This window comes from Calothrix sp. CCY 0018, assembly GCF_963920925.1.
GTDB lineage: Bacteria > Cyanobacteriota > Cyanobacteriia > Cyanobacteriales > Nostocaceae > Rivularia.
On the sequence record NZ_CAWUDI010000055.1, the window covers coordinates 18,138 to 33,357 of the forward strand.

Annotated in this window: 15 protein-coding genes; 10 read left to right on the forward strand and 5 right to left on the reverse strand. The window is 39.1% G+C overall.

The window, feature by feature from the left end; translation table 11 throughout:
• Positions 1–3: 3 nt before the first annotated feature.
• Positions 4–3,240 carry an ATP-binding protein gene (locus ACM03V_RS29200; RefSeq protein ID WP_414624311.1) on the reverse strand — a complete coding sequence of 1,079 codons (3,237 nt, stop codon included), beginning with the start codon at positions 3,238–3,240 and terminating at the stop codon, positions 4–6.
• 460 nt (positions 3,241–3,700) lie between these two features.
• Here ACM03V_RS29200 and ACM03V_RS29205 point away from each other — a divergent pair, with 460 nt between their 5' ends.
• The 3 genes from ACM03V_RS29205 (at position 3,701) to ACM03V_RS29215 (ending at position 5,799) form a co-directional block, all read left to right on the forward strand.
• Complete coding sequence (locus ACM03V_RS29205) at positions 3,701–3,862, forward strand: hypothetical protein (protein ID WP_414624312.1); 162 nt, start codon at positions 3,701–3,703, stop codon at positions 3,860–3,862.
• A gap of 338 nt (positions 3,863–4,200) precedes the next feature.
• Entirely contained in the window at positions 4,201–4,428 is a 228-nt protein-coding gene (locus ACM03V_RS29210) for a hypothetical protein (RefSeq protein ID WP_414624313.1), read from the forward strand.
• Between the two features lie 729 nt (positions 4,429–5,157).
• Positions 5,158–5,799 (forward strand): hypothetical protein, encoded by a 642-nt coding sequence (locus tag ACM03V_RS29215; protein ID WP_414624314.1) that lies wholly within the window; start codon positions 5,158–5,160, stop codon positions 5,797–5,799.
• A gap of 1,017 nt (positions 5,800–6,816) precedes the next feature.
• Here ACM03V_RS29215 and ACM03V_RS29220 read toward each other — a convergent pair.
• Positions 6,817–7,155: a helix-turn-helix domain-containing protein gene (locus ACM03V_RS29220; protein ID WP_414624315.1), complete on the reverse strand. Its 339-nt coding sequence runs from the start codon at positions 7,153–7,155 to the stop codon at positions 6,817–6,819.
• A 363-nt stretch (positions 7,156–7,518) separates the two neighbouring features.
• Positions 7,519–7,734: a helix-turn-helix domain-containing protein gene (locus ACM03V_RS29225; RefSeq protein WP_414624316.1), complete on the reverse strand. Its 216-nt coding sequence runs from the start codon at positions 7,732–7,734 to the stop codon at positions 7,519–7,521.
• A 157-nt stretch (positions 7,735–7,891) separates the two neighbouring features.
• Here ACM03V_RS29225 and ACM03V_RS29230 point away from each other — a divergent pair, with 157 nt between their 5' ends.
• The 7 genes from ACM03V_RS29230 to ACM03V_RS29260 all read left to right on the forward strand — a co-directional run bounded on the left by ACM03V_RS29230 (position 7,892) and on the right by ACM03V_RS29260 (position 13,367).
• A complete protein-coding gene (locus tag ACM03V_RS29230) occupies positions 7,892–8,203 on the forward strand; it encodes a hypothetical protein (RefSeq protein ID WP_414624317.1) in 312 nt (103 codons plus the stop codon).
• A 76-nt stretch (positions 8,204–8,279) separates the two neighbouring features.
• Positions 8,280–8,930, forward strand: a complete 651-nt coding sequence (locus tag ACM03V_RS29235; protein ID WP_414624318.1) for a KilA-N domain-containing protein — start codon at positions 8,280–8,282, stop codon at positions 8,928–8,930.
• Positions 8,931–9,035: 105 nt separating this feature from the next.
• Positions 9,036–10,211: a hypothetical protein gene (locus tag ACM03V_RS29240; protein ID WP_414624319.1), complete on the forward strand. Its 1,176-nt coding sequence runs from the start codon at positions 9,036–9,038 to the stop codon at positions 10,209–10,211.
• Positions 10,208–10,585 (forward strand): hypothetical protein, encoded by a 378-nt coding sequence (locus tag ACM03V_RS29245; protein WP_414624320.1) that lies wholly within the window; start codon positions 10,208–10,210, stop codon positions 10,583–10,585. The genes ACM03V_RS29240 and ACM03V_RS29245 overlap by 4 nt, the downstream gene beginning before the upstream one ends.
• 128 nt (positions 10,586–10,713) lie before the next feature.
• Complete coding sequence (locus ACM03V_RS29250; protein WP_414624321.1) at positions 10,714–10,992, forward strand: hypothetical protein; 279 nt, start codon at positions 10,714–10,716, stop codon at positions 10,990–10,992.
• Positions 10,993–11,072: 80 nt separating this feature from the next.
• A complete protein-coding gene (locus ACM03V_RS29255; RefSeq protein WP_414624322.1) occupies positions 11,073–11,252 on the forward strand; it encodes a hypothetical protein in 180 nt (59 codons plus the stop codon).
• Between the two features lie 579 nt (positions 11,253–11,831).
• Positions 11,832–13,367, forward strand: coding sequence for a hypothetical protein (locus ACM03V_RS29260; protein WP_414624323.1), 1,536 nt, complete (start codon positions 11,832–11,834; stop codon positions 13,365–13,367).
• Positions 13,368–14,169: 802 nt separating this feature from the next.
• Here the strand turns inward: ACM03V_RS29260 and ACM03V_RS29265 are convergent.
• Both ACM03V_RS29265 and ACM03V_RS29270 read right to left on the reverse strand, forming a co-directional pair.
• The gene (locus tag ACM03V_RS29265) at positions 14,170–14,448 is read right to left on the reverse strand and encodes a hypothetical protein (RefSeq protein ID WP_414624324.1); all 279 of its coding nucleotides are present in this window, start codon (positions 14,446–14,448) and stop codon (positions 14,170–14,172) included.
• Positions 14,449–14,559: 111 nt separating this feature from the next.
• Entirely contained in the window at positions 14,560–15,072 is a 513-nt protein-coding gene (locus tag ACM03V_RS29270) for a thermonuclease family protein (RefSeq protein ID WP_414624325.1), read from the reverse strand.
• Positions 15,073–15,220: the final 148 nt, after the last annotated feature.

Here is a 15,220-nt window from a genome sequence, read left to right on the forward strand (position 1 = left end):
GTTTTAATAAGTTACTTTTACTAATAAGTTAAGCCTATCAACTGGATTACGATTAAGGGCATTTTTAATAATACTAATTTCTGAGCCTTCTGGTTGCACTGGTGAAGAAAATTTAATTTCTAGCTTCAACATGACATCGGCTTGGGCATCTTGACTATTCAACAAAGCGTTAATTGCTCCTTGAAAGCTTTGAAACCCTTTTACCGCACCTTGGTATTCTAATCTGACAAACTGTTCCCCTGCGGTAATGGTTGCTAACTGGTCAATTTCTATGGGAAACTTGATTAATAATGGTAAAGCCGTCATTAATTTACGATAATCAATTACTTGGTCTACGGAGATTTCGATTAATTCGATACCAGTAATTTTGTCATCGTGAATGCGATCGCCTAATTGATTAAATACTCCATTCGGTGTTCCTTCTAATTCAAACTCTTCTGGTTTTGCTTTAAATAATGGAGTAGTATCCCAATCACCACCTTTTTCTTTGCCGTTGGGTGTTTTAGGTGTACCATTGCCATAAGTTACAATACTCGCTTGACTTTCCTTCTCTACTATTTCATCATTACCGTAATCAGCGATAATTTTAAAGTTTGTAGTTGTATCAATTTGGGCTTCGTATTCATCGCTGGGACGAAATTCTTGTTGGATTAATTCCCCATTTTGATAAAGTGTAATTTTCAAAGCTCCCGATGCTTTCCACCTTACTTTTACTGGTTTAATAGAATCGGTACTATTCATTACTTGAGTATAAAGTTGAATTTCTCGCGGTTTTGGTAATTCTAGAATTCCGCGACGATAAAGCACCATTCTGTCCGAAAATTCGATAGTATCGGGTAATTTTAATTCAATATCATCAGTTTTAATAAACATCTTTTCTCCCACCTTCATATCCCAGCTTCCATTTTGCAAACCAGTACGAATGGTATCTCGCAATTTAGCAACTTCCGCATCAAGCAGTATATTTAAACCTAAATTTTTCGCGAATTCTTCTCGTAAAGCTTTGGTTGTCCAATGTTGCAATCCTGCTAACCAAACTTTCTGTAATATATAAGCAGGTGCATAAGGTAAGGCATCTTCCGAACGAATTTTCTGACAATCTTTAAGAGTTTTTAATATCACATCCTGCTGATTATTTTTACCTTTAATATCGCTAGCATCTTGCGCTGGTAAAGTATAATGCATCAAGCCGAGTGGCGCTTTTACGGCATCGTTGGCAGGATAAAATAAATGACGGTAAGCATTAGTTAAAGATATTCTAATTTTTAAATCGAATTCTCCTTTTTTCTGTTTTAACTGCTTCTGCTGGCTTTCCGATAAATCTTGTAATCTATTAGCTGAATTGAGAATATTTAATATAGCCAGATATTCCCTAGTATTCTCAATTGCTCTATCTAACTCATTTTTATTCGCGATCAAAAATAACAATCGATTTCGATAAATCCGAAACTTTCCCGCTTCCCCCGTTTGATTAAATATCTTCTCTACAAGCGGCGGTGCATTTTCCGTAGTTGCAGAAATTGTCGCTTCGTTAAAATCAATTAAACACAAAGCAATATTATCAGCAACATCGTCTACATCTCCCGGTGATTCTGGTGCCGAAATTGATTTGAATAACTTAGGAGCAAAAACGCTATCGCGACGTTTTCGTAATTCATCTTTGGCTTCCGTTTTACCAATTTGCTGCTTTTCTTCGGAAATAATCTTATTAATTGATGGCTCTTCTTTAAACCGAGCAACGGAAGTTATACTATCATTTTCTAAATACCAAGCAACGGTACTCAATCTTTCCAAAGCTGTATCAACAAAACCAGTTCCCAAACCCGGAGTTAACAGCGATAAATTTAATTCAGTACGACTAATTCCGGCAACAACACCTTGATTGATAGAATGTAAAAAAATAGTTCTTGCTACCCAAGAAGAAAAAGCAGGTTTACCAGCAGCTTTCCATTCACCATCTTGGATTTGAGCGTGCGCTTCTCTCCCATCTGAATTATATATGTCAGCGGATATCGCCAAACGTAATAAAGGACGTTCTAAGCGTGAAGTTAATTCGCTGGTAATTTCTTCTTCAATACCGATAGGAATATGATGGGGATGAATCAAAGGTATCCAATTGTTTGCTGAATTTTCCCACAAATAACGAATAACTCTGGCAAATAATCGTAAAGCACCTCTAGTACGCTGAAAGTTTTGAATAGAGGCAATTTTTTTATTAAGTAAACTAAAAAGTTCGGGATGAAAGGGATAACTTGCTGCTATAGTTTCAGCATAACGGGAATCCTTGCAACCATCGGGTAAACTAATACTGCTAGCTTTATAACTTTGTAAATATTCCTTTGCTGCATTTTGCGCTGCATTATTATCAATACTAGTAAATAAACGCTGTTTAACAATATTATAAATTTCCACATCGGTACTGGGTTTAAGAACCCTTTCCTGACGTGCTGAAGCTGAAATTGCTTCCTTTATTTCCGTAGTTTCTTCCCCAAAACTATCACCTGAATCAGCCAAAGTATAAACAAAAACTAAATTATTGCTAGAAGCTGCTAAATCCATCAAGGAAAACAAAAAAGCAACTACCTGTTGCGCTAAATCGCTTTTACCAACCGTCACCGCTTTACTAACTCGTAGATGTTGAGCAATTTCATCTAAAATTATTACAGTAGGTTGTCCCTGAATAATTCTTGATAATACAGCCGTACCGGGGCTAACTCGCTGCTCATCGGAACCTTTGAGCAAACTATAACCATCAATTCCGCCGATTTGATAAGCAATTTCACCCCAAATAGTGTACGTAGTAACACCCGTATCTGCGTGCAAAACTCCTTCCACAGGTGTTAAATCTTGACAGGCGATCGCCGCTACCTGAATCGGACGTTGTGGGATTACACTTAAGTCAGCAAAACGTTCTAAACCGGGAATTTCTCGTCCATTTTTAGCAATATGCCATAAAGCAATTTCATCGTGAGTTTTACCACCACCAAAACTAGTTTCCAAACGAATAATCGGAGAGCCGACTTTATCACCAACCAAACGTCCGAATACTTCCGAAATTAACGTTTTTAACCCCTGGGTAGCAAAAGTATTGCTGAAAAAAGTGGTAGAATCTTGGTAAACAAGGGGAGCATTACCTTCCACAACCAACTTTAACTTAGCTGCAAATAAATCTAATGAAAGTTCTCCAGCTAATATTTCTTCTCTGGGAACGCAGGTTTTAAATATAGAAGGTAGCTGCATAATTAGTTTTTTAGTTTTTGATTATACATTGTACGCGAAGCAGAATTATGTAGGATGCCGTTCAATATTTACCGTTTTATGCGGTTAATTCTATTCTAAGACGGTACCACTATGCATCATAGCTATCCCTCTCCCGACAATATAGGGTGTGTCGCAACGAAAATATTATGCGATTACTAAATTATTCGCAGATACATTAACCAGGTAAATTTCTTCCTTAGTACAGGCTAGAAGATGTCACCCAATTTCAAACGGATAAATACGCAGCACTTGACTGAGCAGCTTTTCTCAGACGACATTAGTAAGGATTGACGCTGCTGGCGATCGCCAAGTTCAGTCTATTCCATCAGCGCAGACATTTTTTGATCGGGTATTTGCCTCTGTTACGAATGCTGGCAATCTTTCAAGCCGTGATATCCAGTCGCAGCTTTTAGATTTATATCAAGATACGTCTGGCTTGATGCCTTCGGCATCAAGCTCTGCTTATCGCCGCATTAATGCACAACGCACTCTACTATGCTTTATTTCTTGGGAAATCGACAAGGTTTGCTTGAATTTAGCAAAGCAGTTTGGTGCTACTGGGGGTTTCACCAAAGCCCTTCGGGCAAAAGTCGCGAAGTAAAAAGTAATAAGTAAGAAGTAATAAATTTTAGCCCGAAATATGGTATAAAGCCTCGTCTTTTAAAGACGAATAAAAACCAAATTTATCATTATTTGAATCCTCTACCTAAAAGGTAGAGGTATTACTTCTTACTTCTTACTTACTACTTCTTACTTGTGAAAAGTCGGGATTTACTTCCCTATGTACTTTCCGTAACACGGAAGGCTGGCTAGAAAATTGCTTGGAGAAAAAGTGGTGGCAAGATAAATCAACTTCTCACACCTCAACCGATGCCCGTCAAGATAATCCAGAACCAAAATGCGCTACCGAGAAGTTAACCCAGGAACAAAAAGTTTGGTATGAGAATGCGATCTGCTGCTTGCAGCAGCGCTTCGCTATCGCTCTTGGGATTTGTTTACCGTCACCCATTGAAGAATTACCCATTAGATGGAAATTATGCAATGCGTGTTGCAAAATATGGCATGGTTGCGTCTAGTAACGGTCAAGTTAGATTACCATCGGCAGGATGCTATGAAGCTTTTGAAGCATCACTTTTAAATCAAATATTGTATTGGTGGGGTATTTAATTAAGTTTAATTCTCGCAATACGCGGAACGCCGATACCTTTCCGGTGTATCGCCTACCTAATCAAAGTGCTATACGCGCAGCGTTGCATAAAGGCGATCGCCTCGTTAAGTAAGGGGTCACTGTGCCAAGTTGGAAAAACTGTACGCTAACAGGTCTAAAGAATATTTTAAACCCTTACCCAGATAAAGTTACAACGAAATATATTTTTGAATTTTTGATGTTTTATATCTGAAGCGGTATTCCTCTACTTTGAACGAAAAAGCGTTGTTCTAGGGGTTAAAAATCTCTTAGCGTACAAAATTTCCGAATTGGTACGTTTTCTTCTTAATCGCAAATAACTTACTAAGTGGGTATGCCTTCATTATTTGTGTCATTGTTCGCTGCGTGAATACTTCGTTTCGCTATGCCTTGGCTAACGCCACACTACGTGAACCTTGCACTCGCTTCAGACAATATACAATTTATTTTGCGTTAGTACTTAACGTACCCGCAAAAACAAAACAACATTATTTAATACTTTTAACTAAGTAAAAATACGTAAAAACAGGAGTGGACTGAAAACATATAAATTTCATATAAAATATTGAAACTTTACTCAGTATTTATACATTTAATACTGTATAGAAATTATAGTTTAGATTGTAATCAATTAACTAGCTAATAAGTGTGATTATAGTGATTTCATAGCATTAGCTTTTGCCTGTTCAGTATTTTGACTTAATTGGAAAATGTATAAACTAAAACTATCTTTTGCTGTTGCTTTCTCAGCATTTGTTGCGATGGGAACTTTAACCTCAAACCCAGCACAGGCTGCTCTGCTAGACTTCAGCTTTACCACAATAAACGGCGCAACAGGAACATTCACTTTGGATACAGATACTCCTCCCTCTCCTGTTCCATCCATAGGGGCAGAGGGATTTCCAGGTATTTTATATCCTGATGCTGTTTCTAACTTTTCTTTTTCATCGCCAGAAAGACCAGAGTTTAATACAAATAACGACAATGCCGATTGGGAAATTATCCCAGGTATTATTCCTGGTAATGTCGGAAATCTTAGCGGTATTTCTTTTCCGAGTGGATGTTCGGTATCAGCTCCTTTTACCTGTACAAATAATATTGGTGTACTTTACACCGGAGATCCTTTAGAGCTTTCAGATAATCTTGATGCTTATGCAGTAGGTCTAGGTGTTCAGTTATTTGACCCCACAAATAATTTTGCATCTCTTGAAATTGAGGAGTTTAGCGACTATAAAGTTGTTCGTAGAGAGACTATCCCCGAACCAAATACTTATCTAGGTGTTTTGGCTTTTGGTATTTACGGTACAGGTTTAGTTTTGAAACGAACAAGAAGCAAGAAGCAATTTCACTAATAATATTTCTGAATTCAGACATGGATAAGGGGAGCGTCCAAAATGTGTAAATTTATTTTTTTGTATTGTGAGCATCTTGCTCGCTAGTAAATATTAGGGAGCGAGACACTCCCACTACAAATTTTATTTTTGCCTGCATTGGGATGCTCCCTTATTTTTAGTAAGGGGTAATAATTTATTATTTCAATCTAGTAATTAACTACCATTTAATTTCTCAAGTATTTGGTCTAACTTCTCCATAATCTCATCAGCTTTTCCTTCATATCGCTGTTGATTCCCATGCAATGGCGCAAAATTTCAAAAATTTTTTAACCCCAAATTAAGTGATTTTTGCGCCATAAAATTTTTTTTGATAACCACAGTATTTTGAGCGATTTTAAATCGTGCCACAAATTGGTAATTTATCAATTCTTGGCAGGATTTTGACCGGTAATTTTAGCGCCCGAAACACTGATTATTTCGTTGATATTTATAATACAAACTTTGAAAGAAATAATCCCCGCTCAAACAAGTCTAGAACGCACGCCAACCCCCAATACAGTCCGGATAAGAAAATTTAACAAACCAAAAACCTTGTAGAGACGCGATACATCGCGTCTTTAATACCCAAAATCACCACGAAAAATTCTTAACCGAACCGTATTGAGATAACACCGCTTGCTATGAGCGATCGCTCCCGCGACAAAGAGGGCGAGTTAACTCCATCGGGACGGCGATCTGTTTGCTGTGAATATTTGACATGGTTCGCACAGACGTGCGAACTAGTGTACTTAATATATTTATTACAATCAAAGTACTGAGGTTACAATCTACTGAACCGTAGGTATATTTTATTACTAAAGATGTAGCGTCTTCATTGTTACAGTAATTTTTCCTGAGCAGATTAATTTTTGGGTAGCCCTGGAGCATCAGCGCAGCCGTGCGGCTGAACGGCACGCGCCTCGAAGAGGCGATCGCGTTAACAAAGTGTGTCTTGAAAGGGCATAATGAGCAAAGCGTCATATTGTCCGACCATTGTTATGCTGCACCCAAATCTTTCTTGTGGGAAGAACGCAACGTCCGCTTTGAACCATGTTTTTTAGACGATAATTTACTAGCTTGCTCCCCAACGGTCTTATCACCAGATAATACCTCCTCTTCATCCGATGTATCATCTGATTCCCAGTACAAAATGTCTCCGGGTTGGCATTGAAGTACCCTACAAAACTTTTCCAAAGATTCAAAAGTAATCGATAATGACCTATTTTGTTCGATTTTTTGAATATTTTGCAGGCTATAACCAGTCCTTCTTGCTAACTCGTTCTGTGACAGACCCCTATCTTCTCTAACTTTTTTTAATGTTACTAGCACGGGCATTACCTTATTCTTACTCCTTAACGTAGCACTACTGTTAGTTAGCAACCCCTGGTTTGACAAACTATAAGTAATATAAATAAATGACCAAGAGTAGCATTACTTATAGTAATAGAGAAACATCACTATTCTCTTGTGTGCCACCAACAGAAGTACTACTATTGGTAATACAGAGAAATAATCTGTTTAAAAATTAAAGGGCGATCGCTCCTGACTCCAATCAAAGTGCGATAGCGAAGCGAGTAAAGCAAGCAGATCGCCGTCCCCGGCGCAGCGAAAGCTGATCGTCCTTGTTGTTAACCCGATAAAAAGGTTAAACCGTAAACATAATAGTATGCAAATATAGTTATGCAATGTTATTAAAAGCTAATCTTCACCCATACCTGCTTCCTTCTGGGCTTGCACCAATTCATCAAAACTGCACTTATAAACTTTCATTAATTTTTCAAAACCCATAGGAGTCATTCTGGGAGCAGTTTTAAGCTGGTCCCAATTCCGAACGGTAGAAACAGCTACGCCAAGCTCTACAGCTATTTCCTCTGCTTTTTTGCCGACACGAATCCTTAAGTCTTTCATATTCATATCAATAGATTACACCATTAATCTTAATACATTTAGATGGTACTAATCAATTGACAGGTACTAATTAGTTATTAGATAATAAAAGCAACAGAGATGGCTTCGTTTCCTAGGCGCTACCACCTCTGCTGACAACCCTTAATAAAAGGTCTAATTCATTATGCCTCAAACCAGAATTGATGCTCAAGCTCTGGCTCAATTTGAGTTGGAAGAATATATCGAAGAACAAGCTGTTGAGCTAGCCCCAGAATTTGAAATTGACGCGGTACATGACAGCGACTTTGGAACTTTGTACCGAGTTTGGCAAGGAATGAACCTGCTGGGTACTTATTACCGTGCCGATATTGATGGGTTATGGGTCGCTCAGCCTGTTGAAACTGAAAAGCGTCCGCGTTGTGAAACTCCGGAGCAAGCGCAGCTTCTAATCATCGCTATAAGCGGGTTGTTGGTAGTTGATATAGCGCAGCCATAAATATTTCTTTTTCCAAAAAACTCTGCATGGCGCATCCCCAGATGCGTCTTTAACAAAGCTATAAGGACATCTCACCATGAATAAAATTGCTGTAATTGCACACAACATCAACGATTCAGTAGTAGAGCAACGAAATTCGGACGGTTACATTAACGCTACAGCCTTAACCAAAGCTTACAAATTAGCAACTGGGAAAAGGCGCGATGTTAGCGAATGGCTGTCAAATAAGCGTACACAAGAGACTTTAAAACATTTAAGTTCAAACACGGGAATTCCCGTAATTGAGTTATATCAAGTATTACAGGGTTCTCCAGAAGCTGGTGGGGGTACTTGGATACATCCAAAGCTTGCGATTAGATTTGGTATTTGGTTGAGCGATGAATTTGGTTATTTAGTTGAGGAATGGGTTGAACAGTGGCTTACTACTGGGCAGTCTCCAATTAATAATGAATTTCTCGCCGCTACTATTACCGCTGCACTCGAACAAGCGCTGACACCTATCAATAAGCGCCTCGAACAAATAGAGCAACGCTTCGCTGCCCTACCTTCTGCTAAGCCCAAACGCCCTTGGACTTTGCCCTCGAACACCCCACCAGAAGAAATCCCCCAAGGCTACCAGCAATTAGAGGACGGCTCTTGGTTGTCACCGGATGCTTATCAATCAATTCTGCGCCAAGGTAGGCGATCGCTTTCTTGGGAACTAAGAAATCTCAGAAATTTTGAGTAATTAGTACATTCGTTTCCTTCGCAGACTTTTGTAGAGGTGCTTTCACTCATGATTCGCCTCTACACAAATATTGCCCGACTCACTAATAAATGTTGTTTAAGTTTTATGAGCGTTATTTCGTCACAAAAACCATCTATTTTGGTCATTCTTAGACGGGAGTATCTAGAAATCACGAAAGGTAATTTCTGTGCTGCCAAGCTAATCGAATATTTCAAACATTGGACAAAGTGGAAACTCAAAACCCACCGCACTCCTTGGATATACCAACCCCTCAAAAACATTCATGCGGACTTGATGGGCGAACACAGCCTACACGTTATTAGAAGTGCGATAGCGAAGCGCTGCTGCAAGCAGATCGCGACTTTGATTGATGAGAAAATTTTGAAGAGGCGATCAAACCCAAATAACAAACAAGATAAAACCTATCAGTACCAAATTAACCTTTCTGAGTTAAATAAGCTACTTGAATCCCGAAGGTGCAATTTAGAGCGTTCGGAGTTCAATGTTGAAACACACCAACAAATAACAGATCCTCAGACTTCAGATCCACAAAAGCAAGCGGCAGGAAAAGAAAAATGCTTGGAGCAAGAACAGTTAACTAGTGAGCCAACAAATGAGGAGCAACCCGCAGTTACTCGTCCTGTTGAAGATTGCAGCGAACATCTCTCGACTAACGAATTACCATCTCGTGAGGATGCACTTCCCCCGTCGGAGGACAAACAATGCGATCGCGAAGCGCTGCTGCAAGCAGATCGCCCATCAGTTGATACAACTCCTCCACCGGACAACGAACGGGAAGAAGAAAATATTAAGCTCTCAGAAGTCCGCTCTACGGTTGGTAAGCTCACGCCAAGACTGAAAAAGCTAATTGCTGAACATACCCTTGGCGATTTGAGAAAAGCACTTGCCTTATACCGCGATCGCTGTTCAAAGCAACAAATCCGCGATGCCGAGGGCTGGCTCAAAAAATGCTTACAACAAAGATGGTGGCAAGAAAAATCAACTTCTCACACCTCAACCGATGCACGTCAAGATAATCCAGAACCAAAACGCGCCACCGAGAAGTTAACCCAGGAACAGAAAGTTTGGTATGAGAATGCGATCGGACTTGGGATTTGTTTACCGTCACCCATTGAAGAGTTACCAATAAGAATGGGGTCGGTGTGTGCCAGGGTAGTAATTCCCAATCGTCGCCCCTTCGATCCACCGTTTGAAGTTCTGCCAATTGAAAAACTAATGGTGCAATATCCAATTGGCGCGGCGGCTGAGGTGAAGTCATGAGTGATAAGCAGCTACCGTCTGAAGATATAAATATAACTTCGGTAGAAATTATTGAATCCCAGGAGCTAACTGAAGACGAGGAGCAACAACGTTTATATCTTGAACGCAAAGTGGAACGGGCATTCTATGAAGCTGGCAAGGCTTTAATGGAGTTACGCGATCGCCGTCTTTACCGTTCTACTCATAAAACTTTTGAGGAATATTGTCGCGATAGGTTCGGGTACAACCGTTCTCGCTCTTACCAATTCATCGATGCTGCAATCGTTGTGGACAATTTACTTGAGTGTCCACAAATTGTGGACATTTTTCCCATACGAGAAGGTCAAGTTAGACCGCTTACCTCTCTAGAACCATCTCAACAGCGGGAAGTTTAGCAACAAGCAGTGGAAACGGCAGGGGGTAAAGTGCCATCGGGTCGCATCCATAAGTTGATAAAACCTGACCCTATAAAAATACAAGAACGTTAGTTCTAAAGTTTATGTAATTCCAAAAGGAAAATATCATGGGACTATTCGGAAAATTAGTTAAAAATATTGATTTTGACAATATAGGGTTTGGAGTTGTAAAACCTGTAGTTGATTCTATTAGTGATATCGGTGTTGGTGTAATTAAAAACACTGGAAAAATTGCATGGGGAACAGGTCAAACAATTGCAGGCTTTGTTTCAGAAAGTGATGAATTGATAGAAACAGGTTTAAAAAATGTTCAGACAGGAGCAGTGGCATTAACTAGTAGTTTAATAATTAAAAATATTGTAGATAAAGATGAAGAGGATGTTTAAATAAGAAATTTCCAAATAATAAAATACCCAACTTTTACTTCTCCCATGCAATCCCAGCAAAACAACTTTATTCACCAGATATGGAACCAGCAGCGCTTGTAGTTTTAAAAAGTTTGGGGGAGTTAAAGCGAGCTTATTTGACAGAGTTGGAGGAGAAGTTATTGGGGGTTTTGGCTATGGTGTGGCAGATAGCGGTTTTGGAAGGGAGTGCAATATACATAAAGGTGTCGGCGGGAGTGCGATCGTCTTTCTCTGTGTAAGTAAGAAAAAATTAAGAAGTAGGAGAGAGCGCTTGTTATAGAGCAAGTATTTCAACACTTCCGGCGTAAAAGGGTTTTTCCCGTTCCGCAAATCTTTAACCCAACTTCGATAAAATCATCAATTGCACCTTTGTAATCACCAATTAGCGCTCTAGCAATTCCACGAGAACCATGAGAATTTTTAATTTTCTAACGATCGCAAAAGTTTTCGGCTACTGACTTTGCAAATCTTGATGCGATTGCTAAAACCTTTGCAAACAAGCAGGGCTAACGAGATTATTTTTGACCCTATTAAGAATAGGCTGGTCTTATTGACATGATGCGGTCACCCTGTAGATTTACTTTATAAATAACCTCTAAATACTATGAATTTTTATTAAAAAAAAAAGAGGGATTACGTAAAGGCTTTAACTACAAATGAATCATAACATATAGGCATTTTCAGTTTCTGAAGGAAGAATAAGTTCGTAAGTTCGTAGTAAGCACTTTAGTCCTTGATTTTGCAGCACTTTAGTGCTGACTACAAACTCCTCCCAACAACCTAAACTTAAAATAATTAAATCTGAAGGAGCATATGCAATGAAAGGTTTATCTTTAAAGACAATTGCGCTAGTATTTTTGTCTGCTTTTTTAGTTATTAACCCAGAAGTTTCTAACGCTCAAACCCGTGTTACTCCTCATGAATATCTAGGCGTTTGGAGCAGTGGTAGTGGTAATCATACTACTACCCCTCCCCTTACCTGGTCTGCCTTTTTAAACAAAGGAAAGGAATTAACTGCCAAGGGATTACGCTTAATTGATGTCGAAACTATCCTAGAAGGAAGGACTCGTAAATATGTGGGTGTGTGGCGTAGTGGTAGTGGTAGTAATTTGATTACAGAACCTCTTAGTTGGTCGGCATTTCTTGCTAAAGGAAAGGAATTAACTGCCAAAGGACTACGCTTGATTGATGTCGAAACTTTTCAAGAAGGTAGAACTCGTAAATATGTGGGCGTTTGGAACAGTGGTAGTGGTAGCAATTTGATTACAGCACCTCTTAGTTGGTCGGCATTTCTCGCTAAAGGAAACGAATTTACAGACAAAGGACTACGCTTGATTGATGTCGAAACTTTTCAAGAAGGTAGAACTCGCCAATATGTCGGTGTCTGGAGTAGTGGTAGTGGTAGCAATCTGATTACAGCACCTATACGCTGGTCTGCTTTTGTGAATAAAGGCAAAGAATTAACTGCCAAAGGACTACGGCTAATTGATGTAGAATCCTTTTCAGAAAGTGGAACTCGCCAATATATCGGTGTTTGGAGTAGTGGTAGCGGTAGTAACATTATTAGATCGCCGCAAAACTGGTCGGAATTTTTGGATAAAGGACAAGAATTATCCGCCAAAGGATTACGCCTGACTGATTTAGAAGCCTTTCCGGTGGGAAGTTCGTCATCAGGTTCGGGAAGTTCACCTAGTTCTGAGTCCTTTCCTCCTACACCAAACTACATTAAATTAACATCAGGAAACCTTGGCAGCCAAAATTACAGAATCGTAGTTGATTTTAGCCGTGTTATTGATGGTAAGCCAGAAATAACATTACCTACTCGATTTCTTTCGATATTACCAACATACGATGATAAAATTATCTTTCCTGATAACTTTTGTGGACTAAAAATTATCAAGCCATCACGATTTTTATGGTTAGATAACGCCAACAAAGTTGTCGAGCAACATCCATACAGCTATGTACCAGAATCAAGCTCTGTCAAAAAAATGTATGGAGATAACTATTATTTAGGAGGAATTGACTTTACAGGTCCTATTGGTGCTTGCAGCAACGCTTCAGATAATTGGCAGTTTCCTTTTCCATTGACAAAAGAAGGTAAAAATCCTTCCACCAATCTCAAATTGGTCATAGAACTTGAAAGTGATTCGGAAATAAAGTTCCTAAATTACAATATTTCTAAGCAACCCTTGAAGGCAGACAAAATTTTCAAGGAAATAAATTTCAACAAAATTCTTAAAACAATCATGGCTCAATTTGATGAAAGCGATAGCAAGAAGCGTTTAGAAAATTTTGATGAATTTGTTGAGGAGGTTTGCGAATCTTCTCCCGATAAATGTCCATATTTCTAGTAAATTTATCCCAGATTTTCGGGATGCAGAGAAAGCGATCGCCCTAGTTGTAATCCAATTTCAAATATTTGATTTCAATCACCAGAATTCCGGTAATTGATTTAATAAGAGCGTTTGAAGGTTATTCAGTTTTTGGGAAGTAAGACTTTTTCCTAATAAAGCGATCGCCGTCCCTACAGAGCTTAACTCATAGCGAAGCGAGTAAGGCAAGTAGATCGCAGATTTTTATTAAGAATAATCTCATTACAGAGATTTTATTTTATCATTTCCTCACTCAAATCTAGCGCAATTGCACCGTATTAGTGTCGGCGGGAGTGCGATCATAATAAAGATAAAGGCTTGCATTTTCTTCTAAGAATAAACGGAACGGAAGATAATTATTTGCGTTGTCAAGGAAGTGCTTGCCGTGAATATCGCACTGAGGGCTACAGTCGTGGTACATTCGTCCCTTTGTTATCTGAAGTATTTGTCCCATTAGAACTCGACAGTAATTCGCGTGCGAGTAGCATTGGAACCAAAATGTACGCTAACGACTGATTCCTGTGATAACGATAAAATTTCTATCTTCCTCAATGCTTCACTCTCACGAGAATTCAGGCTTAGAGCGGATTATTCCTGTGATAAAAATTGTTATCACAGGAATAGTTAGATTTTAATATAACGGCTCAAACTCAGTGACAGCAAGCATCTTGGGCTTAACCTACATTCCTGTTCCAATGCTACTCACGGGCGTACTTCGTTGCGCCTATCGGCGATCGCTCCCGGAACACAGGTGCAGTTAGCTCCATACCTCAAAAAATTTCTATGATGCGTGGTTGTCCGTCAGGATAATAAACACCAAACAGTTATTTGACACATCAGTAATCACCCAAGGATGAGTAACGTAAGTTTGTTGGACAACTTTATCGCCTGGTTGAATTTGGGCATAAAACTTACGCTTACCCGAATAATCGAGCCAGTATGTTTTTACTGGTACGTTTCGTTGGTTGATAAATGTAATTTCCGTTGTGATTTTGTCAGTACGCGAAATCGACACCGATTCAGCTTCACATTTTTGGGATTGAGCAGCTTCAGCAGTCATATTAAAACCTGTAGTAAATGGGAGTAATGTACTACTGGCAATAATGAAATTAAAATATCTTTTTTTGAGCATTATTATGATGCTTGACTTCGCACTAACTAATATAACTTATCAATTTCGTTTGATACGTTTGCGATAATCCCAAGGGCGCTCATAATTCCCCGACCATACACCGATACGTTTGCCCTGGGCTATTTGTTCAGCACGTTGGAATACTTCAGCGTTCGGACAATTTTTAAGGTATTGATGGTAAAGATATGCGTTTCCTGAAGTCAATTGTTCTTCATTCAATGATTTTTCTCCACCATTTACTGATGTAAAAACTTCAGCAACTTTTCTGCCATATCTATCCGTATCAACTATACTTACCATCACCTCGTTATTTGCTTCTTTTATTAACGAGCGTAAATTAGATTTTGATTCTTCACCCCACTGTTGCCCAGTTTGATTGCCTTTTGAAGTTTCCGGTGCATCAATACAAGCAAGCCTAACTTTTAGCTTTTCTCCCGTTGTCTGCCCGACAGTTATCGTATCCCCATCCGACACTTTAACTACTGTCCACAGTTCAGTTATAGGTGCTGCTTTATTACTGTCTGCCGTCCATGTTTGCTGTCTGTCGGACAAAGATAATATAATAAAAACAGCACTTACCCCAACAAATGTTATTCTAAATCCGAACAAATACTTAGTTTTTCTATTCGATTAGTAATACATTACCTTAAGTATGGCTCCGTGGCGCTTGAGGGCGCGTAGCGCCCCAAGCTTAAGGTGA